21 protein-coding genes are annotated in these 21,391 nt (G+C 45.5%); 7 read left to right on the forward strand and 14 right to left on the reverse strand.

The annotated features are described in order from the left end of the window. Positions 1-2: 2 nt before the first annotated feature. Entirely contained in the window at positions 3-1,115 is a 1,113-nt protein-coding gene (gene ytvI, locus AC58QT_RS18185; RefSeq protein WP_497410244.1) for a sporulation integral membrane protein YtvI, read from the forward strand. A 60-nt stretch (positions 1,116-1,175) separates the two neighbouring features. Here ytvI and AC58QT_RS18190 read toward each other — a convergent pair whose 3' ends face one another. Beyond that, positions 1,176-1,955 carry an AraC family transcriptional regulator gene (locus AC58QT_RS18190; protein WP_497410245.1) on the reverse strand — a complete coding sequence of 260 codons (780 nt, stop codon included), beginning with the start codon at positions 1,953-1,955 and terminating at the stop codon, positions 1,176-1,178. A 122-nt stretch (positions 1,956-2,077) separates the two neighbouring features. Between AC58QT_RS18190 and AC58QT_RS18195 the strand changes: the two genes are divergently transcribed. Next, on the forward strand, positions 2,078-4,324 hold the full coding sequence (locus tag AC58QT_RS18195) for an FAD-dependent oxidoreductase (RefSeq protein WP_497410246.1): 2,247 nt from the start codon (positions 2,078-2,080) through the stop codon (positions 4,322-4,324). Between the two features lie 272 nt (positions 4,325-4,596). Then, a complete protein-coding gene (locus AC58QT_RS18200) occupies positions 4,597-4,764 on the forward strand; it encodes a hypothetical protein (protein WP_310222385.1) in 168 nt (55 codons plus the stop codon). Between the two features lie 447 nt (positions 4,765-5,211). Here AC58QT_RS18200 and AC58QT_RS18205 read toward each other — a convergent pair whose 3' ends face one another. From AC58QT_RS18205 to AC58QT_RS18225, 5 genes are all read right to left on the reverse strand, one after another. Beyond that, positions 5,212-5,424, reverse strand: a complete 213-nt coding sequence (locus AC58QT_RS18205; RefSeq protein WP_310222383.1) for a hypothetical protein — start codon at positions 5,422-5,424, stop codon at positions 5,212-5,214. Positions 5,425-5,521: 97 nt separating this feature from the next. Then, positions 5,522-6,397, reverse strand: coding sequence for a M14 family metallopeptidase (locus tag AC58QT_RS18210; protein WP_497410247.1), 876 nt, complete (start codon positions 6,395-6,397; stop codon positions 5,522-5,524). Between the two features lie 127 nt (positions 6,398-6,524). Then, entirely contained in the window at positions 6,525-7,334 is an 810-nt protein-coding gene (racE, locus tag AC58QT_RS18215) for a glutamate racemase (protein WP_497410248.1), read from the reverse strand. 113 nt (positions 7,335-7,447) lie between these two features. Continuing rightward, positions 7,448-8,458 carry a polysaccharide deacetylase family protein gene (locus tag AC58QT_RS18220; RefSeq protein ID WP_497410249.1) on the reverse strand — a complete coding sequence of 337 codons (1,011 nt, stop codon included), beginning with the start codon at positions 8,456-8,458 and terminating at the stop codon, positions 7,448-7,450. Positions 8,459-8,545: 87 nt separating this feature from the next. Then, on the reverse strand, positions 8,546-8,935 hold the full coding sequence (locus tag AC58QT_RS18225) for a disulfide oxidoreductase (protein WP_497410250.1): 390 nt from the start codon (positions 8,933-8,935) through the stop codon (positions 8,546-8,548). Positions 8,936-9,174: 239 nt separating this feature from the next. On the opposite strand from AC58QT_RS18225, the gene AC58QT_RS18230 reads away from it, so the two are divergent. Together AC58QT_RS18230 and AC58QT_RS18235 are read left to right on the forward strand one after the other, a co-directional pair. Continuing rightward, the gene (locus AC58QT_RS18230) at positions 9,175-9,837 is read left to right on the forward strand and encodes a helix-turn-helix domain-containing protein (RefSeq protein WP_497410251.1); all 663 of its coding nucleotides are present in this window, start codon (positions 9,175-9,177) and stop codon (positions 9,835-9,837) included. Between the two features lie 117 nt (positions 9,838-9,954). Further along, positions 9,955-11,082, forward strand: a complete 1,128-nt coding sequence (locus AC58QT_RS18235) for a phosphodiester glycosidase family protein (protein ID WP_497410252.1) — start codon at positions 9,955-9,957, stop codon at positions 11,080-11,082. Positions 11,083-11,137: 55 nt separating this feature from the next. Here AC58QT_RS18235 and AC58QT_RS18240 read toward each other — a convergent pair whose 3' ends face one another. Then, positions 11,138-11,503: a YtxH domain-containing protein gene (locus AC58QT_RS18240; protein ID WP_497410253.1), complete on the reverse strand. Its 366-nt coding sequence runs from the start codon at positions 11,501-11,503 to the stop codon at positions 11,138-11,140. Between the two features lie 14 nt (positions 11,504-11,517). Then, on the reverse strand, positions 11,518-11,964 hold the full coding sequence (locus tag AC58QT_RS18245) for a DUF948 domain-containing protein (protein ID WP_497410254.1): 447 nt from the start codon (positions 11,962-11,964) through the stop codon (positions 11,518-11,520). A gap of 180 nt (positions 11,965-12,144) precedes the next feature. Here AC58QT_RS18245 and AC58QT_RS18250 point away from each other — a divergent pair, with 180 nt between their 5' ends. Next, the gene (locus AC58QT_RS18250) at positions 12,145-12,780 is read left to right on the forward strand and encodes a bifunctional 4-hydroxy-2-oxoglutarate aldolase/2-dehydro-3-deoxy-phosphogluconate aldolase (protein ID WP_497410255.1); all 636 of its coding nucleotides are present in this window, start codon (positions 12,145-12,147) and stop codon (positions 12,778-12,780) included. Between the two features lie 55 nt (positions 12,781-12,835). Here the strand turns inward: AC58QT_RS18250 and AC58QT_RS18255 are convergent, their stop codons facing one another. The 3 genes from AC58QT_RS18255 to AC58QT_RS18265 form a co-directional block, all read right to left on the reverse strand. After that, positions 12,836-14,107: a S1C family serine protease gene (locus AC58QT_RS18255; RefSeq protein WP_497410256.1), complete on the reverse strand. Its 1,272-nt coding sequence runs from the start codon at positions 14,105-14,107 to the stop codon at positions 12,836-12,838. Positions 14,108-14,549: 442 nt separating this feature from the next. Further along, positions 14,550-15,218 (reverse strand): helix-turn-helix transcriptional regulator, encoded by a 669-nt coding sequence (locus AC58QT_RS18260; protein WP_497410257.1) that lies wholly within the window; start codon positions 15,216-15,218, stop codon positions 14,550-14,552. A 47-nt stretch (positions 15,219-15,265) separates the two neighbouring features. Next, positions 15,266-15,697 carry a DUF86 domain-containing protein gene (locus tag AC58QT_RS18265; protein WP_497410258.1) on the reverse strand — a complete coding sequence of 144 codons (432 nt, stop codon included), beginning with the start codon at positions 15,695-15,697 and terminating at the stop codon, positions 15,266-15,268. Positions 15,698-15,969: 272 nt separating this feature from the next. On the opposite strand from AC58QT_RS18265, the gene AC58QT_RS18270 reads away from it, so the two are divergent. Beyond that, the gene (locus AC58QT_RS18270) at positions 15,970-17,031 is read left to right on the forward strand and encodes an acyltransferase (RefSeq protein ID WP_497410259.1); all 1,062 of its coding nucleotides are present in this window, start codon (positions 15,970-15,972) and stop codon (positions 17,029-17,031) included. Between the two features lie 11 nt (positions 17,032-17,042). Here the strand turns inward: AC58QT_RS18270 and AC58QT_RS18275 are convergent, their stop codons facing one another. The 3 genes from AC58QT_RS18275 to AC58QT_RS18285 all read right to left on the reverse strand — a co-directional run bounded on the left by AC58QT_RS18275 (position 17,043) and on the right by AC58QT_RS18285 (position 21,325). Further along, positions 17,043-17,708 (reverse strand): tetratricopeptide repeat protein, encoded by a 666-nt coding sequence (locus AC58QT_RS18275; protein WP_497410260.1) that lies wholly within the window; start codon positions 17,706-17,708, stop codon positions 17,043-17,045. A 175-nt stretch (positions 17,709-17,883) separates the two neighbouring features. Continuing rightward, positions 17,884-19,947: a methyl-accepting chemotaxis protein gene (locus AC58QT_RS18280; RefSeq protein WP_497410261.1), complete on the reverse strand. Its 2,064-nt coding sequence runs from the start codon at positions 19,945-19,947 to the stop codon at positions 17,884-17,886. A gap of 262 nt (positions 19,948-20,209) precedes the next feature. Then, on the reverse strand, positions 20,210-21,325 hold the full coding sequence (locus AC58QT_RS18285) for a YncE family protein (protein ID WP_497410262.1): 1,116 nt from the start codon (positions 21,323-21,325) through the stop codon (positions 20,210-20,212). Between the last annotated feature and the right edge of the window lie 66 nt (positions 21,326-21,391).

Genomic DNA, 21,391 nt, shown 5'->3' on the forward strand with positions numbered 1-21,391 from the left:
GGATGCTGTCTTTTTACAAGAAATATTGGCGAACGGTATTTGACATTGGGCTCATCGCATTAACCGTCTACTTATTCATGCTGCTATTCAGTTATTTGTACGCCATCGCCACGCCAATTTTTCTGGCTTTAATCATTTTCATGATGATCGAGCCGCTTGCTCGTTTCTTGAATCGTAAAGGGATGAGCAAATCTTTAGCTTCCGCGATTTCAACGTTGGTGTTCGTCCTTATCATTCTGGGGGCATTAGCAGGAGCTATCGTCATTTTCACCAGTCAGATCATGAGTCTTGTTGATAAAATTGATGACTATGCAGCGATTTTTAATGACCAGATCATCCATCGGATTGCCGAATTAAACGATCGCTTCCAAGCCATGCCTGATGATGTGACGGGCAAAGCTAAAGATTATGCAGGGCAATTTGCAGGAAAAGCTTCCACTTTCCTTGTTGCCTTTTTATCTGGACTGGTTGCTTCCCTGACTTCCTTCTCCACGTTCATGTTCAATTTCATCGTCGGCATCATTCTCGCATACTTCTTAAGCATCGAAATTGAATCTTGGAAACGGATTGCCAATGAACAAACACCAAATACGTTTAAATCCGCCTTCTTTTTTCTAAAAGAGAACGTAGTTAAAGGAATTGTTTCTTATGTAAAAGCACAAGCCAAGCTTATCACATTGACGTTTATCGTTGTTTTCATTGCTTTGCTTGTGCTCAATGTGAATAACGCCTTCTCTATCGCGCTGCTTTCCGCGGTATTCGATGTCTTGCCCTTACTCGGCGTATCAACCTTGTTCATACCTTGGATCATCTATCTGTTCATCGTAGGGAATACCACATTAGCCATTTGGCTTAGTGCCTTGCTTCTTGTCGTTATTCTCGTGAGACAGATTATGGAGCCCAAAATCACAGGGGAATCCTTAGGCGTATCCGCATTTACAACCTTAGCCTTCATGATTGTATCGCTATCCCTCTTCGGTGTGGCAGGCGTTATTCTCTCGCCCGTACTCATCATTCTGATTAAGGCCTTACATACGCAAGGATATTTACAGCGCTGGATTCGCAAGCCAGAGAACGAATACACAGAAGGAAAACTGCCGTATACCGGTAGTTAACGTTCATTATGAAAAGAGGCTGTTTCAAGTCGAATTGACTTGAGACGGCCTCTTTTTATGCTATACCCGATGCATGCTGCGATATAGGGATGGTGCTTTGCCGATTTTTTGTGTAAACACACGGCTTAAGTAGAAGCCATTTTCATATCCACATTGGGTAGCAATCATGTCCATGGTGAATGTCGTATTCTCTAAAAGATGTTTCGCACGCGTAAGTCGCAAATCGTTAATAAATTCGGTCGGTGTTTGGCCAAATGCTTTTCGAAATCTACGGGTAAATTGAACAGGCGTCAGCCCCAATGAAGTGGCTAACTCCAACATGGACAGATTTCCAAACGCATGATCCGTCAGAAAGCTCCGCGCTTCGTCCATCTGTTCATCCATAACGGTGACTGGAGGACTCTCCTCGACAAGTTGGTCCATATGCACCATGCGCATGAGATCATTCACAAGGTAAAGCTTGTGCGCTGTACTCTCTTCATCCCAGCCTTGTAACGTTCGCAAGTAACGATAACTGGATGTCAGGCGCGGTAGATCTTGTACGGACAGCTTACCCTGCCAGGTTGCTTCCTGTTCCATATGAGGCTCACCTATAAATTGTAAAAAGTGAAAAGTCAGCGGCTCCAATGTTTTTCTCCGGAACACGGTACGAGGTGGACAAAGCACAAGATCTCCTAGTCTAGCCTCCCCCTGCTCCGCACGAATTTCATAGAAAAAACTCCCCTCCTCCACCGCAAACAACGTCCAGCAAGGGTAGTCATCACGCTCAAACATAAACTCTTTTTTCTGATGCCAGTACACATGAGATAAGAGTTTCAAGGCTGGATCCCGATAGGCCATATCACACTCTCCAATCAAGTGAAATAAAGTATATGCCAATTGTAACTCACTGTATGTTAAAAGGATATCACCTATTTTACAATGAAAGCATGGATATTCTAAATACTAGTGAGGTGCTCATAATGAAGCATGAAATCGTTACATCTGATATCACAGTCGTAGGCGGTGGCTTGGCAGGCGTTTGTGCAGCAGTGGCTGCAGCACGATTAGGTCAAACTGTTTCTCTAGTTCAAAATCGTCCGGTGCTTGGCGGTAATGCCAGCAGCGAAGTACGTGTATGGGTGTGTGGTGCCACTTCACATGGTGTCCACCGCAACGCTCGCGAAACTGGCATCATGGGTGAACTTTTTGTAGAGAACCAATATCGCAATATCGATGGTAACCCTTACATCTGGGATTTAATTGTCCTTGAAAAGGTGAAAGCGGAGCCAAATATTACTTTATTCTTAAATACAGATGTGCACGAGGTCGATGCCTCAGGTGACGATAATTCTCGTACTATTCAAGCTGTCACAGGTTGGATGATGGGTTCTGAACGCAGAATTCGTTTCGAGAGTCGTGTGTTTCTCGATTGTACAGGAGACGGCCTCGTTGGTTTCCTAGCTGGCGCTAAATTCCGTATCGGGCGCGAAGCTCAACATGAATTTAACGAGGAATGGGCACCGCTTGTACCGGATGATATCACACTTGGAAGCACGCTTCTCTTTTACACCAAAGATGCTGGCCGTCCAGTCAAATATATAGCACCAAGCTTCGCAAAAGATATTACACAAACGTCGATTCCCATGAAGCGAGTCATTCGCAGCGGCGATAATGGGTGCGCTTACTGGTGGATTGAATGGGGCGGCGAACATGATACGGTTCATGATAATGAGCGTATTCGCGATGAGCTCTCCTCGGTTATCTATGGGATTTGGAATTACATCAAAAACTCAGGGAAATTTGACAGCGAGAATTTAACGCTAGAATGGATTGGATCGATTCCAGGTAAAAGGGAATACCGCCGGTTCGTCGGTGATTATGTTCTCAATCAAAATGATGTGATTGCGCAAGAGCAATTCGAGGACCGCGTTGCCTTCGGCGGCTGGTCGATTGATTTGCATCCGCCGCAAGGCATGTATTCGACGGAAAGCGGCTCGAAACATATGCATATGGATGGTTCCTATCATATCCCGTTCCGTTCCCTTTATTCGAGCAATGTGTCGAATATGCTCATGGCTGGACGCAATATCAGCGCGTCCCACGTCGCTTTCGGAACTACACGTGTCATGGCGACATGTGCTGTCATTGGCGAAGCAGCGGGTACGGGTGCAGCCCTATGCGCGGAGAAAGGCATCTCGCCGCGTGAGTTGCACGGCGAGCACTTGAACGAGCTGCAGCAGACGCTGTTGCGGCAAGATGCGTCGATTCTTGGCGTAGTGAATAACGACGAGGCTGATCTTGTTCGCAGCGCGACGCTCACGGCCTCCAGCACGCTGACAGAGCTGGCTTTGGAGCAATCGGCTGGTGTTTATCCATTGGAGACGCCTGCGGCGCTTCTAGTGCCTGTAGATCCGTTTATCAATGGCATCGAGCTATTAGTTGATGCCACTGCTGCAACAGAGCTTACTGTCGAACTGTGGGACACAGGCAAGCCGCAAAATTATGTCCCTCATACGCTCATAGCGTCCGTTGTGGTGTCAGTAGCTGAGGGAACTAAGCAGTGGGTTACAGCTGCATTAAACTGGGAGCCTGCACACGCTCAGAACGCGTTCATCGTACTCAAGAGCAACCCTGCTCTTGCCGTACATCTATCCGATCGACCGCAATCTGGCGTTCTATCCTTCAAAAACAATGCCGTTACGACAAGTACGGCTGACTTCGGGGATATGAAACCTAATCAACCTGTCATCGATTGGAGTCCGAAAAACTTCAACCGGAAACCTTTCTGTTTCCGACTGCTCGCACCAACTTCCGCTTATGCCGCTGCCAAAGCAGCTGACGGCCACAAACGGCCTTACGGCAGTCCGCATCTGTGGTCTTCCGCTGGAATCAGCGGTGCCGAGGAATGGCTCGAAGCTAGCTGGACGGAGACGCATAGCATTGGGGAAGTGCATGTGACGTTCAATGATGACGTGAATGAGGATTTAATTAATTTGCATCATCATCGTACCGAATTCGAAATTCTTCCTGAATTAGTTAAAGATTATACGATCCAAGCTTGGGATGGGGAAGCATGGACGACTGTTGTTGAACAAACGAACAATCACACTCGTCACCATGTTCATCAGTTAAAAGAAGCAGTCTCAACAAATCGTCTACGTGTTGTCGTCGCATCAACGAATGGTTGTGAGCGTGCAGAAATCGTGGAATTGCGTTGCTACCGTTAGAATAGCAGCTCGCGTGTTAGGAAAGGACCGGTATGACCACTATGTGTAGTGGTACATATCGGTCTTTTTTGTGTTGCATTAGGCAGGTTAAAATGTTGCTGTGTTTGGGCAAATTGAGGCTATCGTGCAAATGAATTTACTCGGACAAGCACCTCCTAAATAATTAAAAATAGGCACGGATTGCCCTTGATTAACCTAACATGATGTGTTATATTAAAAGTGCGTAGAATCAAGGTTTCCGCTTTTAAAAGCTGACATAGGAGTGATGAAAAATGTTACAAATTCCGCATGGTGAAGAAATTATTCGCGTTGAAATGACAGTTAAGGAAGCGCTTGCACTTACTGGTACCAAATTTGCCCTAAACCAAAAAGTAGAAACAGATGCAATCAAGAAGCTCAAACAATCTATCGCAGATAAATTACTCACACCTAACCATTAATCCATACACATAGTGGCCTCGCGAGACAGCTCGCGGGGCTTTTTATTTTGGACTGGATGACGCGCTTATTGTGCCGGGGCGCCATGCCTCTTTCATGATGTGTAACTCGATTTTTTCGAGTTACGGCTCTTCTTTTGACTATTTCTCGGCCCGTAACTCGACTTTTTCGAGTTACGGGACTCCTTTTGACTCTTTCTCGGCCCGTAACTCGACTTTTTCGAGTTACGGGACTCCTTTTGACTATTTCTCGGCCCGTAACTCGATTTTTTCGAGTTACGGGACTCCTTTGGCCTATTTCTCGGCCCGTAACTCGACTTTTTCGAGTTACGGGACTCCTTTTGACTATTTCTCGACTCGCAACTCGATTTTTTCGAGTTACGGTGCTCTTTTGCCACTTTGCTAGCTATCATACGAAAAAATCCGCCCCTCCAAAAGGGCGGATCCAGCCTAATTGATTTTCCTACGCGTTAAAATACACGGCACACCTCGGCCGACAGCGCCAGGCTGCGACATCATTTCCAAGTAACGCATGCCTCTTGCGCAAGGTGTTTTGCACACCGAACACGTAGCCGATTCAACCATCCTCATCGTGTACTGAGCACGAGATGATGGGTCTTTTTTCTTCTTAACAACCTTACCTTTACCTTTAGGTGGTGCCATGTTCACGCCTCCCTACAGCTTCCTCCTTCAGTATATGAAGTCTGGGCTGAACGGTTCGTGACATAAGCGCACAAGTTGACCTAACTTGTCTCAGTCCTCATAACTCCAACGCTGTCAAAAGTATAGGAACCACTTCCTCATATAGTAACGCGAACGTTTCCACTGGCAATGGATTAACGCCGAACCCAACCTCGACTGTGAAACCGGGGCGCCGATATTGTTGGATGAACCAATCCTTATACCCTGCATCGCTGCCTGTCAGCTTAACAGCCTCATACTGGCTAGCCAGAGCCAAACGCTCCGCAAGAGCTTCCGACTCGGCAGGCTCGTAGTCACGGTAATTCCAATAAATCTCTCTCCCCTGTGTATGTAAAGCAATCACAAGCTCAAAGTCATGGCACTCCGTAAAATGTGCTAATGCAGCCGCTTCAGGTTCAGATAATGGCGCTTCTCCCCCATAGTCACGTTCCCCTGGCCCTTCGTGTTCTCTTCTCAGCTTTTCTTCTTCCCAGTGAGCAGGGAATTGATCGTTGAGATCTACACCACGTATATTCGACTTCCAATTCAAGAACGACAAGGACCCTTGGTTCCATGCCAGCAACGCTTCTCGATGCGGATGCTCCTCAGGCAATCCATATAAGACAAGATCAACACCATCTGGATTGACCATCGGTACGACCCACAAAGAATACTCCGACAAAATACGTCTCACATTGCGGCCCTGCCATGCCGTCCCTCTTGCGTAGGCGCAGGCAAGGTCTTCAACAAATTGCATCAGCAAAGGCGCCGTTATCCATTCATTCGCGTGCATAGCGGCATTGAAATGAATTTCCTTCGAACCGTGTCCGATACGAAGCGTAGGAATATCCCTGCCCATCACACTTTGGCCTATACACGCCATCTGTACAAAAGGATATATTTTGCCTAAACGATTCAGTTCCTCATTCAATGTCTCATACCCGTAACCTAACACACGACCACCTCACAGCCTTCTACTACTTTCGTATGGCTATGCTTATGCCTCAGTTGCAGGAATCATGCGGTATCTCAGTTATGGGGAGCGAAATAAAAATAGACCCCAAGGGGTCTATTAGCATTGCTCAAATAATAGTGGGCACCTGCCACACGACAGGCATGAACGGAATATATTCCTTGAGCCAGCTCTCTGCAATCTGCCGAAAAACGGGTGGCGCGCCACTGCAGAAAAACTGATGAATTGGCATTTCATAGGATTTGGATTGCATACCTCTCTGAGAAAGAATCGTACTTATATCTCTGGCCGTCTCTTCCGCAGAAGAAATTAAATTCACTTCAGGACCCATAACACGAGAGATGGAATCCATAAGAAAGGGGTAATGGGTACAGCCAAGAATTAAGCAATCGATCGGCTTTCCTTTCAAAGGGTTCAGGGATTGCTCCACGATTGTATGCGCACTTTCCGTACTAAAAAGACCTCTTTCAACAAATGGAGCTAGTAACGGACACGCCTCACTATAGACTTGAATATCTGGCGAAATCTGCCTCAACGCCGTCTCATATGCTTGACTACGTATCGTCCCATCTGTGCCAATAACACCAATCATTCCGCTTCGTGTCATTTTGATCGCTGCTCTTGCTCCTGGGGAAATCACTCCTACGACAGGAATCGAGACACGCGCACGTATGTCTTCTATCGCGACCGCGGTCGCCGTATTACAGGCAATCACAATCATTTTGGGATCAAATTGAAGTAAGTAGTCTACGATTTGACGAGTAAAATGTCGAACTTCAATCGCAGGTCGGGGACCGTAAGGGCTCCTGCCCGTATCTCCAAAATAAATGACTTTTTCATGCGGCAGCTGTCTCATAACTTCTTTTACAACAGTTAATCCTCCGACTCCGGAGTCCAGTACGGCTATCGCTTGCTGCACACATATCCGCTTCCTTTGCCGGTTAGTAAATTTATAGGAACCACATGGTTAGGATATGTGCGGCCAAGCTTAAAGGTACCAAGAGTACTACACAGATTTCGACCAAATCTTCTTTACTTTTTAGGCTGAAGCTCCGTCACCAGGCCGAATTCGTAGCCCCGCTTTTTAATTTCTTTACAAATACGATCAAGCGCCTGCATGTTCTCAATGGACCCCTGATGCATCAAAATCACATTCCCATCATGCAGGTTATTCATAATATCGTTGTACGGATCCTCCGCGCCATTCGCTCTAGGCTCCCAGTCTCTCATTGCCGTAGACCAGAAAACAGAGGTATAGCCCATATCCGAAACCAAGCTTAAATTATGCGGATTGTAGTGACCGTAAGGGAAACGGAAGTAGTTACCGACCTCTTTGCCGGTTATTTGCTTATAGACGACTTCAAAATCCTTAATTTCCTTACGAATCTGATCATCCGTCAATTCATTAAAATCCGTATGTGTCATCGTGTGATTAGCAACATAATGACCGTCTGCGACAATTCTTTTCAAATAGTCTGGATTCTTCTTAATGTTGTTTCCTGTAATAAAGAAATTAGCTTTGACATTGTTCTCTTTGAGCGACTTCAGCATGAGATCGACTTCAATTAATGGACCGCCTGCGTCAATGGTCAGATAGACCTTTTTCCCTGTCCCCACCCACACTGCCTTCTGGTCACTGCTAAACGATTTGGTTTCATGTGGGAAATCAGGAACCTGACCCGTTTTTTTCTTCATATAATACCAAGAATAAGGCGTTCGATCCGTTGGCAAAGGTTTTGTTTTAGAAGGTTCTGTCGAAACTGCAACTTTTGGGGTGGCAGTTGGCGTCTGTATAGCGGGTGACGCACTCGGCGTCGCACTTGGCACTGTCGTTGTATGTGGTGTTGCCTTAGGCGTCGCAGTCGGTGATGGCGCAGCAGCTTTTGTAGGAATAGGAGTTGGTGATATTGGAGAGGAGGTCGCAGGATTGGATGTGGAAGCCGATTCATTGCCTACAGGAGCCGTTAGGCTTATATCTGCACAACCGACCAACGTAACGCTCAGTAAGATCAGCAGTGCAGCTTTATGGGTATGGTTTGTCATGAGTTACACCTCGCTAGGAATGGATTCTTCTACCATTCCTATTCGACAGTGATTGACAAATTACCTGCCTAACTTCAATTTCGGGGGTTATTTTGTAGCTCGATAGACCAAATATTGTAGAACAGTAATTAGGATGAAGGCTGTTCCTGCAAGCATCGGAATCGTAATAAAACCGAGCCAGTTTAAGTAATCGGTATCACATGCAATTGGACCGCAGCCTGTCCCCGTTTCCTTGAAAACACCCATTTGTAATAAAACGTGATAGATGGAGATACAGGCTCCCCAAATCGTTAATGGCAGCACATAGATGGTTAATTTGTAATCTCTGCGGACTGCTGCGATACCCAAAATAATAACCAATGGATACATAAGAATTCGCTGATACCAACATAGTTTGCATGGAGCAAAATGCATAATTTCAGAGAAGTACAAGCTTCCTAGCGTCGCTACTAAGGCAACTAGCCATGATATATGCATTCCGTTGTCTCTTATCCATTTTTTTGACATGACGAAATCGTCCCCTTTCTACTTCTCCTATTATAAAAAAATAGCAGAAAGAAGTCACGGGCTTGATTCTCTCGACCTACTAAATTCGCATATTGCTTACGAATCGTATAAGATATACGTTGCTAGCTGTGGTAATTAGCACCATTAAGTACTATAAATGTTTCTATTTAGCGCCAATTCATTTACAATTAACATATGGAGGGATTCCTATGATGAAACAATTTGAAGGATTCGGTAAATTTTTGGAAAGCCTGCGCGGGAAAATGTCCTTGCGTGAAGCCGCCAACAAAAGTGGCCTGTCCCATGCCTATATTCGCGATTTAGAATTAGAAAGAAACCGTTCAACGAATGAGAAGATCAAACCGTCCCCTGTCACTCTAAAGAAACTATCTGACGCATATAAGTTCTCATATACCGATCTTATGGAGAAAGCAGGATATCTTGAAAAAGAAGATCAAGATGCGCAAGCGACGCCATTGACTCTACCATTGCTAGACATTCTTTTCATAGAGATTGGTCCAACTGAAATGACTTATCATACGCGAATTGGCAGTCGCAGAATCCATATGCAGTCTCTACTCGATTTCAGTCTATTTCTAGATCAATTAGAGGATCATGGGTTCAAGAAAATGGACACCGATCTTTTCGTTAATTTGACTCACGTTAAGAAGTATGATGCCCAAGAGGGTAAACTTTATTTCGACCCGCTTGGCGTTAGTCTATGTGTAACAATTGCGGCTTTACGTCAAAAGAAGTATCACGAGCTTATTCTTCGCAGTGTTGCCCGTCACGCTGGTAACGAGATTGAATTTAACTATGAAAAGGGCCTGCTAAAAGAGTCTCTTCTCCAACCGCTCCAACGACAAAATTAAACATTTACAAAAAAAGGAGAAAATTTTCAGGAAATCTGAAACTTATTCTCCTTTCTTTTCGTCTTATACAGATGACAGTATGGCTTAATTCGTGTTAGAGAGGATAGATGCCTTACCATGGCTGTTCAACAAACAACCACCAGACAGGCCACCATGCAAGCCCGCGTAAAGAGCCAACGTTCAGCAGGGATACGCTTTATGTTGTATGTGATTATTAGTATTACAATTCTATCAACTTTAGGTTTAGGCTGGTTCTTCTTGACCTCCTCGGGTTCAAGTCTGCGCTTCATGATGGCCGACACCATCATCACGACACAACATCGGGATTGGGCCAAATATTTAATAGGCAGTGCCGAGTTACAAAAACGTGTAGCTGCGTATTCAAAAAGTTTTGACGAGATGGGTACAGAGAAGGATTTGGGACTTGTTGAGATTGCTCCCCAGCCATCACATGTGCCTGCTGTTGCAGAAGTTCCTGTTAAGAAAGAGCTTGTAACGATTGAGAACATTTCCGGTCCCAATTTCAAAGGTAAGCTTGTTACCATCTCAGACCCCACCAAGCTTCGTATAGCCGTGCCAGCGAAAGCAGGTAAGGGGGAAAAGGTATCCTCCATGGTCAAACGTACGGGAGCGATTCTGGGCGTTAATGGCGGCGGATTTATTGACCCGAACTGGGAAGGAAATGGCTTTCAACCAGAAGGCGTTGTAATCTCCGGGGGCAAAATTTTTTACAATGACAAAGGGATGAACGGTTCCGTACAGATTGTTGGGATCGACAAGCAAGGCCGAATGATTTCTGGCAAATACAAAGTATCTGAACTGCTCGAAATGGGCGTCCAGGAAGCTGTATCCTTCAGCCCTCGATTCATTGTGAACGGTGTTGGCCAAATCAAAGGTCAAGCAGACGGCTGGGGCATCGCACCTCGCACTTGCATGGCGCAAACGAAGGATGGCTCGATACTTTTCGCGATTATCGATGGCAGACAAACACACAGTATCGGTGCAACACTCTATGATGTACAGGAAATATTCTTAGCCCATGGCGCAATCACCGCGGCGAACCTGGATGGGGGCGCTTCAACCGTGCTTGTCCATAATAATGCTATTATCAATAAACCTTCCAGTGAATACGGAGAACGTTATCTCCCTACGGCATGGCTGCTCTTCGAACATCCTGAGACTGCCGATATTAAGAATGTGTGGGAAGGTCTGGATATTACTAAAATCGACCCTTCCAAGTGGTAAAATAATAAAGCAGAGCGCTCATTCTAATGAGTACTCTGCTTTTTTGTTTGCACGCTTAGCGGCCAACGATGACTAGATCTTCTGCAGCTTCCGATGCTTCGATATCATCGAGGAGCTCATCGCCTGTGGATGAATCCTTCCAGGAACGAACTGTCTCAACTACACTTGCAGCCGTATCTTTGGCTTTGCCAACGAGATCTGTCGTCGTAGTGCTTACTGTTTTGGCTGCTGCTTGTGTTTTTTGACTTACTGTACTTGCCAATTGAACCGTTTTGTCGCTAACTACAGTCGCGCCTTCTGCGATGTCACTGCGCAACTCACGACCGGATTTCGGTGCGAATAGCAGCGCTGCTGCCGCCCCAACTAAACCGCCGACGACAGCACCGATAAGTAGATCTTTCCCTTTTTTTCCATTGGACATGTGTTATCCACTCCTTAATGATCTGATTTCGCATTCCGATGCGCCTGCCATCGCTGCCATAGTTCAAACCCTGTCGTTGCCCATTCCATGACGTCGTGGATACGCTTCTGATGCGTATGTACGACCTTTTCCGCACCAAGTAAGGAATCATTCATCATACGTGAGGCCTTGCGCAGTGTGGATGCTACTTCCCCTACTGCCACCCCTGTCTTTTCTACCGCTTGAATACTTGGCTCTAGCGCAAGGATTTGCAAATGTACCTCTTCCGTAAGCTGCCCTATTTGCTTCATTAGATTCTCCGCATGTTCTGTTGTATGGACAACTTGTTGTTTCACTTCAACAACAGCATCCCCTAACAAGCGAAGCGTTCGTGTAGCCGTGATGAACATACGAACGGTAAACACAATGAGCACGATACAAGCAACAGCCAAGCTGACGATACTGATCTCAGTCCATGTCATGTAGGTCACCTCCTGTGAGCTGAAAGCTGTGAGGATTGATGAGGCTTCTAGACGAATGCCTATGAATTACTACAGTATAGGTAGGCAGGGCTTGTTTTGACACAAACTAATTGGAAAAATTTCTGGAACCTGTCATAATAAATGACAAATGCATGGTTATTCGAGTTGGGGGAATCCGATATGAACCGAGAACAAGGGCTACAAGAAATTGAGCGTACACGTATTATTGCCATCGTCCGCGGCGTGCAAGAAGGGCACATCCTTGCTGTTGCTGAAGCACTGCTCAATGGTGGCGTCACCGTTATGGAAGTCACGTTAAACACACCTGGCGCGCTGTCCATGATTACTCAGCTGCAGGAGCAATGGGGAGACCAGATGTTCATCGGTGCTGGCACCGTGCTGGATCTGGAAGACGCCAAACAAGCTGTACTCGCAGGAGCGTCATTCCTCGTCACACCGAACCTTGATGAGGACGTCATCCGCTGGTCACAGCAGCAGGGAGTTCCGATCTTCCCAGGTGCTATGACGCCAACTGAGGTTGTTAAGGCATGGAAAGCCGGGGCTACAGCCGTTAAAATATTCCCAAGCGCAAGCTTAGGATTGCCCTATATCAAGGAATTGATGGGACCATTGGACAAAATTCCGATGATGGCAGTTGGTGGCGTAACAGAAGCAAATATTAAACAATTTCTGAGTATTGGCTGCTATGGTCTAGGCATTGGCGGCTCACTCATCAACTTGAAGGAAATTGAAGCTGGTAACTTCGGCTGGATTACGGACAAGGCTGCTCAATTGCTGGCCGCGTCCCGCGCATAAAAAGTAAACGGAGCTCGCGAACAATCGCGAACTCCGTTTTTCTCTTATTACAGGTTTAGCCTTGATAATCAGGCACTGTATTTTTATCCCCGACGTTAACCGTTACTTCCTTCGTTTGACCGTCACGTGAGATTTTCACTTTCAAAGCATCTCCTACTGCCGCGGCTTGGACAGCTTTCGTAAGTTCCTCCGTGTTGGCGATGGCCTTCCCATTCACATCAAGTATGACATCATACTGACGAATGCCGGCAGCGAAGGCTGGGGATCCTTGCTGAACTTCAGCGACTACTGCCCCGTTAGTGCTCGTAATTTTCAAATCTTCGAGCATGTCTTGCGAGATATTTTGTAGAGATACACCAATATAAGGTGCTGGATCTTTAGGAATCTCTTCGTTATTTTTGAGCTTATCTACGACAGCATTAATTGTGCTTGCAGGAATCGCAAAGCCCATTCCTTGCGCTTCCGCATTGACAGCTGTATTGATACCAATTACTTCACCGTTCAAATTTAACAGCGGACCGCCTGAGTTACCTGGATTAATTGCGGTATCCGTTTGAAGCAAGTGCTTGTAGTTCCGTGTCCCCTGCTCATCATCAATGCTGATTTCACGTTCCTTCGCACTTAATACACCTGTCGTTACAGAGTAATCGAAATCATAGGGGTTACCAATGGCTACGACCCACTCGCCTACTTCTGCTGTATCCGAGTTGCCAAGCTTCAAGGCAGGAAATGCTTGATCTCCTTGAATTTTGAGCACAGCCAAATCTAAATCATAGCTGCTGCCAAGCAGCTTCGCCGTAAATGGCTGATCATAGCCCTGAACATACACATTAATCTCGTCAGCTCCATCAATCACATGCTCATTCGTTAAAATATATCCACTCTCATCAAAAATGAAGCCAGATCCGATCCCATTTTGAACGGTATCGCCACTTTGTGTGCCTTGCTGCTGCGAATTCCTTCGATTGCCTGACGGGGTAGGTTGTTTAACCTTCGTTTCAATTTTGACAATAGCTGGACTCGCCGCCTTCGTAATGGCGGGAATACTGTTCGTGCCGTTACTGTTCAGTGATGCCGTTTGGACACCAGCTCCCGCACTGTTAGCGGTGGAAGTTGCTGAGACACTTGATTGCACAGATTGCGCATCATAACCAAAAAGGTTTAACTTATCTGAAGTGAACATCAGTCCACCAACGACAACTGCTCCTGCCATAAAAGCTGCAAAAATTGGCTTCATCCTGGAACTATTTGATTTGTTTACAACTTTGATATCTGTTACGTGCACGTTATTGTTCATTTCATCATTCATGTTCATATTTTCATTCATATGATTACCGCCTTTCGTTTTCCCTCAAATTGTCTTCTTGTTGATAAACCAAGTATAGAACGCCAACCTGAAGTAAGACTTAAATTGGGCTGATAGCTGTATGAAGGCTAGCTGAAAGTCTGCTGAAGGAAACACGGCTGCTCCTAGGCCTCAGATAGTCAGAATCTAAAAAAGATGCGAATATGCATCCTTTCCCACTGGAGAAGTCGCGTTCCATTAGGAAAGATGCAAATGTGCATCTTGTTGCACCGGAATTTCCTTTTTAATGGCATATCGAGAAAAAAGGATGTATTTTCGCAGCAATTCTTCGATAAACGGTCTATTCTCCTTAAAAAAGATGTATTATTGCAGTTCTCTGCTCATAGCGAGAAGCTAAATGGGAATTCTGGCGTAAAAAAAAAGAAGTTAAGCAGCTCAATCTGCTTAACTTCCTTCTTCAATGCTATTTATTTTGACGTATGATATACACACATTTGTTAGCACCTTTGGCAAGACACTCCGTACGTTCAACATCGGCATCCAACAAATTACGGAACAGGGACAGTTCACACTGGCATGCCTGCTGAAATGTGTTGGCAACCATTGCAATAGGACAGTTGTGTTCATTAAAAATATAAGCGTCCTCGCCTTGTGCAGACCAATCCACCATATAGCCATTCTCATTCTGAATGTGCGCTAATTCTGCCACACGCTCTTCTAAGCTTTTGGCTTGCATTCTTGATTGATAGCGTGCTTCGAGCTTTCCTTGTCTGCCTTCAAATAGCCGCTCAATTTTATCATGACCCTCGTCTTCTAATAACTCATCTAATAAATCCAACGTTAACTGTGAATATTTCTTGGGAAATAATTCATCGGCCTGAGGCGCTAAGGTATACACATTGCTTGGACGGCCCATCGCTTGCCTTACGAGCTTTGCCTCAAGCAAGTCGTCCTTCTCCATGGAATGGATATGTCGTCTTACTGCCATCTCTGTGATCCCGAGCTGCTTTGCAAGATCCTGAACACTTAACGCTCCTTGCGTTTTGAGCATAGAAAGAATCACTTTACGCGTAGATGTTTCTAGTGTTTGATTCACGCTCTCACCTGCCCTCGGAACTCGTTTAGGTCTCATTTTACAGCATCGCAGGCAATAAGTAAATTATGAAACAACTATGTATGTTATGCCAATTCACTCTTAATAAATGCTCGAACAGATGCCGCGAATTCCTCAAAAGCCGCTGGGAGTTTCGGGATTAAGGGATGCAACGTTTGACGATTCCATTCTACAAAATCCTGCACAAGCGGTTTCCGCAGCTTAACGAGTTGCAACAATGTCTCCGTCAGAGACTCTGAATAAGCCCCTTCGCCATGCACAATCTCAACAATATCCTCATAACTGCTGGCATCTCTTAGAATAAACGCATCAATGAGCAAGCTCCCAACATCCGTCACCGTTTCAATCGCCAAATGAAGTACTCGTTCCTGAGCAAGCTGCCAAGTAAGATCCCTCTTGCCTTGTGTCCATTGCGCTTCTAATTGCTGACTGGCTTCAGCCAAAGTGCTCAGAAATTGAATGCGCTCATCGATTTGTTCATGGTTAATAAAATACATGATCTATCTCCGTCCTCTTTTTCGCCATTTCGTCCATGCCAACATAGCAAAAAAAGTGATAATAACTAAAAATATGAGCAATACCGCTTGCATCAAATATTCGTAACTCACGTTCATTCACCCTCTTGATTGATCTCTTAATACACGCTATCAACAGTTTATCTCGGGTAGATGTGAGCGTCAAGCTAATCGGCCGCTCCTTCCTAGCACCATTGTCCTACTCTTAGGTTCATGTTACAGTGAAATGAGAGAGAAAGAGGAGAAATTGCAGCATGATATCTAAACCGAAGCTTTCCGAAATCGACATTGTCCGCGCGATCGCGATCATTGCCGTCGTCCTTATACATGGTACCTCCGGTGCCACACAACTACCGATAGGGACGGGTTCACAAGCTATTTTTTTCATCCTAAACAAAGCCAGTCTTTTTACCGTTCCCTTATTCATCTGGATCAGTGGTCTTGTCTTGTTTTATTCGTATTATGATCGCTGGGGATCTGGCATGGCACGTATTTTTTGGACAAAAAGACTCCAAAAGATCGTCATCCCCTATCTCCTTTGGTCCATCTTCTACTATCTGTATAACCAGTTCATGTTTCATGGCACGATACAGTTAGATGCGTTTCATTTATTTAAGCTGCTCTTATCCGGAAATGCCAGCTATCATCTCTACTATATGGTTATTATCGTTCAGTTCTATGTATTATTCCCTTTGCTTGTTACAGCAGTGAAGCGATACACCTGGATGCGTCGTGCTCTAATTCCTTTAGGTATCGGCATTCAAGCGGCTTCCTATACCTTTCATCATTGGGTATTTCCGTTGCCTGAATATACCTCCTTGTTCCTTAGCTATACGGCTACCTTCTGTTTCGGTGCTTTCGCGGGTATCTACTATCCAACAATCATCACATGGGCGACTCGTTACAAAAGATGGATCTGGAGCGCCGTATTGCTTGCTGGCGGTGCTTTTGTAGGCATGCTCCTGTTGCAGCAATACGAGTTTGCTGTCTTCGCCAACACCTGGTTCGAGCTGGCGCTTCTCGCCTATTGTATGAGCATCCCCCTTGTTTGCGTGCCGTTGGCGCGCAAACAGCTTGCGCGCGGCTCACGCTTCAGCGCCATGGTATCTGCCTTAGGTGCCGCATCCTTCGGCATCTATCTCGTGCATCCCGCGATGCTCACCCTGTGGGATCGCGTTGCCCCAGAGCCAGCGCCAGGGCGCATCTGGCTCTATGATCTGCACACCATAGCAGCCGTCTTTATCGGGCTGCTGGGCGCTTGGCTGCTCGCGCGCGCGTACGCGAGCATGATGACAAAAGGTTCCGCTCGCAGATGAGCGGAACCTTTTTATTTGAAGCGCGCTAGCCATGCCCAGCGCCGCTGCTGTCTGCGGCTGTAGCGTGGCAAGCCGCGGTAAATGTCCAGCGCTTCGCGATACGCGCGCTTGGCGTCTTCCTGGCGGCCTAGCTGCTGATACAGCTGGCCGAGTCGGTAGTAAGCCTCGACCGACGAAGAGTGCAGGTCGCGGAAGTGTTCAATAAACTGCGCCGCCCGCTTCGGCTCAAGGGGTGCCAGTGCCTCTCCGAGGCGCAGGTAGGCTTCGCCATATTTGACGCGTGGATTGAGCTCGATCGCTTTCAGCATGAAAGTTTCACCCTCGGCAATACGGCCTAATTTTAGCATGCAAAGTCCAATTTCGTAATGAACATCAGCAGATTCCTGCATAATAGGTAGTGTTTGCTCTAGGTAGGGCAGCGCGTCTTGATATTTTTTGCGTTCAATCAGAATGCGCGCCAAGTCCAGCTTCGCTGAAGTATTATGCGGGTTCGCATAGAGATCGGATCGCAGGCGTGAAGCTTTGCGTCTTAACTGAAATGGCCGCCAAATATTCGGCAGGATACCTACATATCTACGATCCAATACATACAGAATCACGAGTAAAATAAGCAACGCAAGAAATGGATTACCTACGATTCGCCATAGTAAACCAAAGACTAATATTTTGATAAGCAATGTGTATTCCCCCTTCCAACTTCCTTATACTACCATATTATGCGGCGACTGTTCATCTGCAAGACCTTATTCACTGCTTATTTTCAAGGGAAGTGCTGCCAAATACACAAAACGAAAGAGTGACCGTTTAGGAAAACTCCTTCAACCGCCACTCTCATCTTTCTTTGTACGTATACTACTGCTTCACGTTAAACCGCTTAACTAGTGCGTCCAGCGTCTCACACAATTGATTTAACATATCGGCTTCTTCGACGACTTTCCCGAATCCTTTCACCTGCTCTGTCATCGTTTCCGATACTTGCTCGGAAGACGCGGCACTCTCTTCGGAGACCGAAGACATCTCGTGCACTTCACTGGCTAGTTGACTTGAATCCCTAGACACTTCCATAATGAATGCCCCGTTCGTTTTGAGGATTTCTGTAATTTGATGAATCGTACCGGATAGTAGTCCGAATGCTTGACTTAACTCATGAACAGCTTCGGATTGTTCCATCTCCCGCTTCTTCACTTGCTTCATCGCTTCCACCGTATGGCTGGCATCGGTTTGTACGTTTAAGATGATTTCATTGATATTTTCCGTTGATTGCCTCGACTGTTCGGCCAGCTTCCTAATTTCACTCGCTACAACGGCAAAACCTCTTCCAGCTTCACCCGCTCTTGACGACTCGATGGAGGCGTTCAATGCCAATAGATTGGTCTGACTGGCAATGTGGCTTAACTGTTCTACGATTGTGGAGATGTTCTGTGTTTTGTCATTCAAATTAAAGATTTCACGTTCAATATTGTTAATCGCTTGTCCATTATCTTGCGTAATGTCGTTCAAATCTTTCATTAAGGACATGCCATTCTCATTGTTAGCTTGCATGCCGTCCACAACTTGAAGAATAACGTTTGTGTTGTCATACAGCTGCTTGAATTTGTCAGATAAATTCGCAGAGATTTCTGAACTTTTCTCGATCGACTGGGATTGCATCCTGTTGCCTTCCGCAATTTCGTGTAGGGAGGCTGATACTTCTTCAGATGAAGCCGTTACCTCTTCAGCGACAGATGCCAGAGCACGTGATGACGTATGAATTTGAGTGGATACCGCTCGCATGTTTCTTGTGAGGTTCTCCAATTCTTCCACCATACTGTTAAAATTCGAACCAATCTCACCAATCTCGTCCCTGTTACGAATCGATGTGCGAACCATAAAGTCGCCATCTTTCACCCGTCTCATATCGAGAATAAGCGTCTTCAGCGGCTTTGAAATACGACTTCCCATGAAAAATGCAACTAACGCGGCGACAATCGCCACACAGATTAATACGATAATAATGCGTTTTGTCAAAGTGTTCACATCGCTATAAATGTCACTCTTTGAAGAATCGATCAGCAGTATTTGTCCGTTGGACAGCTTCGCAAACGAAATAATCTTCTCTTCGTTATCTTCGTTCACCGTCATTGCGCCAAGCTCTTGCTTCTTGATTTCTTCAGCCAGACTGCCATGAACATTCGCCAGATTATCGGTTTGCTTCATTTGCGGATGAATAAGGAAATCGAGATTCGCGTTCAGTAACGCGCCATAGCTATTTTCATACGGTTTGATGCTATTGACGATATCGGTAAACATGGCGAAGTTAATATCCATGCCTACAATCCCTATGGACTCTCCATTTTTGAAAATGGGTACGACATAAGAAATCATTTTGACATTAATATTTTCGTTCATATAAGGATCTAGCCAGACCGGTTTGCCAGCGTTAACGGGGATATAATACCATCCCACATGCGCAAGATCTGTCGGATCAAACTGACTAAAATCCGTAGGCGTCAACTTCTCAATCTTCCCGTCTCCGTCTGAATCCGCATGGAATAATCCAGATGTAGGGGCTGTAAAAGCAGGATTGAACCTCATATAAAAGGCCATAGCACCTTTCGTATTTTGCGAGAACTGCTCGGCTAAAGGCCTGATTTTTTCTTGATAGTCATTCACGTACTTCGCATCTGTCTTAAACTTCTTTACATCGTCCAACATGGAAATCGCAGATATCGCTAGTCCATTGACCGACTGTTCGATCGCCTCGATGGTAAGATTCAAGCTCTTCGCCTTTGTATCAACGTTCAACTTCGCGGTTTCGTCAGACGATTGCTTTAACATTTGATTGGCCGTATTGATCCCGATTAATCCAACCACAAGAACAGCGGCTACGGAACACAAAATAATGGCAATCATGATCTTCGTTTTTACGGTATTCATCTAGCAAATTCCTTCCTGTTCATAAATGTACAATCTCTTAGACATAACAAAAAACCTCTTAGCAGCTAAGAGGTTGGTCGTCCATGGTATTTCCTTGTTACGGAAAACGTTGTTCCATGCTTTTGCGTTAGCGCTTATGACGATTTATGCATCCTGTGACTGCTAATGTATGTGTTTTCATTATACTAAAATATGGATGTAGTACAAGCATTTTATGGAAAGGATTAACATGCACGTTGCCAGTCATAGTCCGCCCATACCATTATCCTGAAAGCACGGTAACGGTATCTCCTTCTTCGTTCGTAAAATAAACGCGATTGTTCCTTTCGTTGAAACAACCTGCCGATGCTCCTCGCCCGATTCGCAGGTTTGATTTGATAATTTTGTTATTCTTCCCGTTAATGACACTTGCTAAGCTCGTCGGCGTATCTTCACCCGAAGTTGCGATGTAAATGCGATTCAACTTGGGGTTAACAACAGGAATTCGCGGCGATTCGCCATTTTGGATTGTGGCGATAATGGTATTGGTTTTTCCCGAGATAACCGTTACCTTAACGCTGTTCGTCGTATCGTCTGGCGCATATACACGATTTGTTATAGGATTGACAGCCAACAAATCGATATCACCAACATTCGGAATGGTTGCTATTCTTTTGTTGGTTTGCCCATTAACAACAGCAACGCTGCGGTTCTCTTCAAGTGCGATATACAATCGATTGGTACGCAAATTAATGATTAGTGAAAACGGCCCCTGTCCCACTTTAATCGTGCCCATTACGCGATCCGTGCTGCCCTTGATGACTGTTGCCGTGTCTCCACCCGGATTCAGCACATAAATACGATTCGTGAATGGATTGGCTACAATTGTATGAGGGGATGCGACGCTTGGTCTCTGCATGCCTACGCTTATAGTCGCAACGATTTTCTTCTTGTTCCCATTCAATACCGTGATCGAATTTCGATCTAGATTCACCGCGTACACTTTATTCGTCTTGACATTCACTGCAAGAGAAGCGAAGCCTCCTCCTACATCGAACGTATGCGTTAGCTTATTTTTGTTGCCGTTGATGATGAACAATTTTCCTGACAAACCAGCCACATAAATCTGATTCGTTCGCGGATTGATAGCCACAGAGATAGCCCCTTCAATTCCTGCGATCGTCGCGATCACTCGATTCGATCGGGCGCTAATTACGGATACCGTATCACTCCCATTACTCGGGACATACAACAAATTCGTTCGTTCGTTTAACGCGATATCTGATGGCCTTCTCCCTACAGGTATTGTCGCAATGACTTTAATTTGACTAATCAGAAACCCCTCCTTTGCTATTCTTCCTAGTAGAATATGGGAAACTTCGCTTGGGAGTTTGTACATATTTGCATGACATTAAAATTAGGCATAAAGCAAGCCTACCTTCGAGAGACACACGATTAGCATCTT

The sequence above is a fragment of the Paenibacillus sp. J31R109 genome (assembly GCF_059692055.1).

Coding starts and splice junctions, on each gene's coding strand:
- AC58QT_RS18195 (WP_497410246.1), top strand. CDS start 2,078: ATGAAGCATGAAATCGTTACATCTGATATCACAGTCGTAGGCGGTGGC.
- AC58QT_RS18220 (WP_497410249.1), bottom strand. CDS start 8,458: ATGACAAACCATACCCATAAAGCTGCACTGCTGATCTTACTGAGCGTT.
- AC58QT_RS18240 (WP_497410253.1), bottom strand. CDS start 11,503: ATGTCCAATGGAAAAAAAGGGAAAGATCTACTTATCGGTGCTGTCGTC.
- AC58QT_RS18235 (WP_497410252.1), top strand. CDS start 9,955: ATGGCTGTTCAACAAACAACCACCAGACAGGCCACCATGCAAGCCCGC.
- AC58QT_RS18260 (WP_497410257.1), bottom strand. CDS start 15,218: ATGAGACCTAAACGAGTTCCGAGGGCAGGTGAGAGCGTGAATCAAACA.
- AC58QT_RS18245 (WP_497410254.1), bottom strand. CDS start 11,964: ATGACATGGACTGAGATCAGTATCGTCAGCTTGGCTGTTGCTTGTATC.
- AC58QT_RS18200 (WP_310222385.1), top strand. CDS start 4,597: ATGTTACAAATTCCGCATGGTGAAGAAATTATTCGCGTTGAAATGACA.
- AC58QT_RS18285 (WP_497410262.1), bottom strand. CDS start 21,325: ATGTACAAACTCCCAAGCGAAGTTTCCCATATTCTACTAGGAAGAATA.
- AC58QT_RS18270 (WP_497410259.1), top strand. CDS start 15,970: ATGATATCTAAACCGAAGCTTTCCGAAATCGACATTGTCCGCGCGATC.
- AC58QT_RS18205 (WP_310222383.1), bottom strand. CDS start 5,424: ATGGCACCACCTAAAGGTAAAGGTAAGGTTGTTAAGAAGAAAAAAGAC.
- AC58QT_RS18280 (WP_497410261.1), bottom strand. CDS start 19,947: ATGAATACCGTAAAAACGAAGATCATGATTGCCATTATTTTGTGTTCC.
- AC58QT_RS18230 (WP_497410251.1), top strand. CDS start 9,175: ATGATGAAACAATTTGAAGGATTCGGTAAATTTTTGGAAAGCCTGCGC.
- AC58QT_RS18265 (WP_497410258.1), bottom strand. CDS start 15,697: ATGTATTTTATTAACCATGAACAAATCGATGAGCGCATTCAATTTCTG.
- AC58QT_RS18250 (WP_497410255.1), top strand. CDS start 12,145: ATGAACCGAGAACAAGGGCTACAAGAAATTGAGCGTACACGTATTATT.
- AC58QT_RS18190 (WP_497410245.1), bottom strand. CDS start 1,955: ATGGCCTATCGGGATCCAGCCTTGAAACTCTTATCTCATGTGTACTGG.
- AC58QT_RS18255 (WP_497410256.1), bottom strand. CDS start 14,107: ATGAATGAAAATATGAACATGAATGATGAAATGAACAATAACGTGCAC.
- ytvI (WP_497410244.1), top strand. CDS start 3: ATGCTGTCTTTTTACAAGAAATATTGGCGAACGGTATTTGACATTGGG.
- AC58QT_RS18225 (WP_497410250.1), bottom strand. CDS start 8,935: ATGCATATATCATGGCTAGTTGCCTTAGTAGCGACGCTAGGAAGCTTG.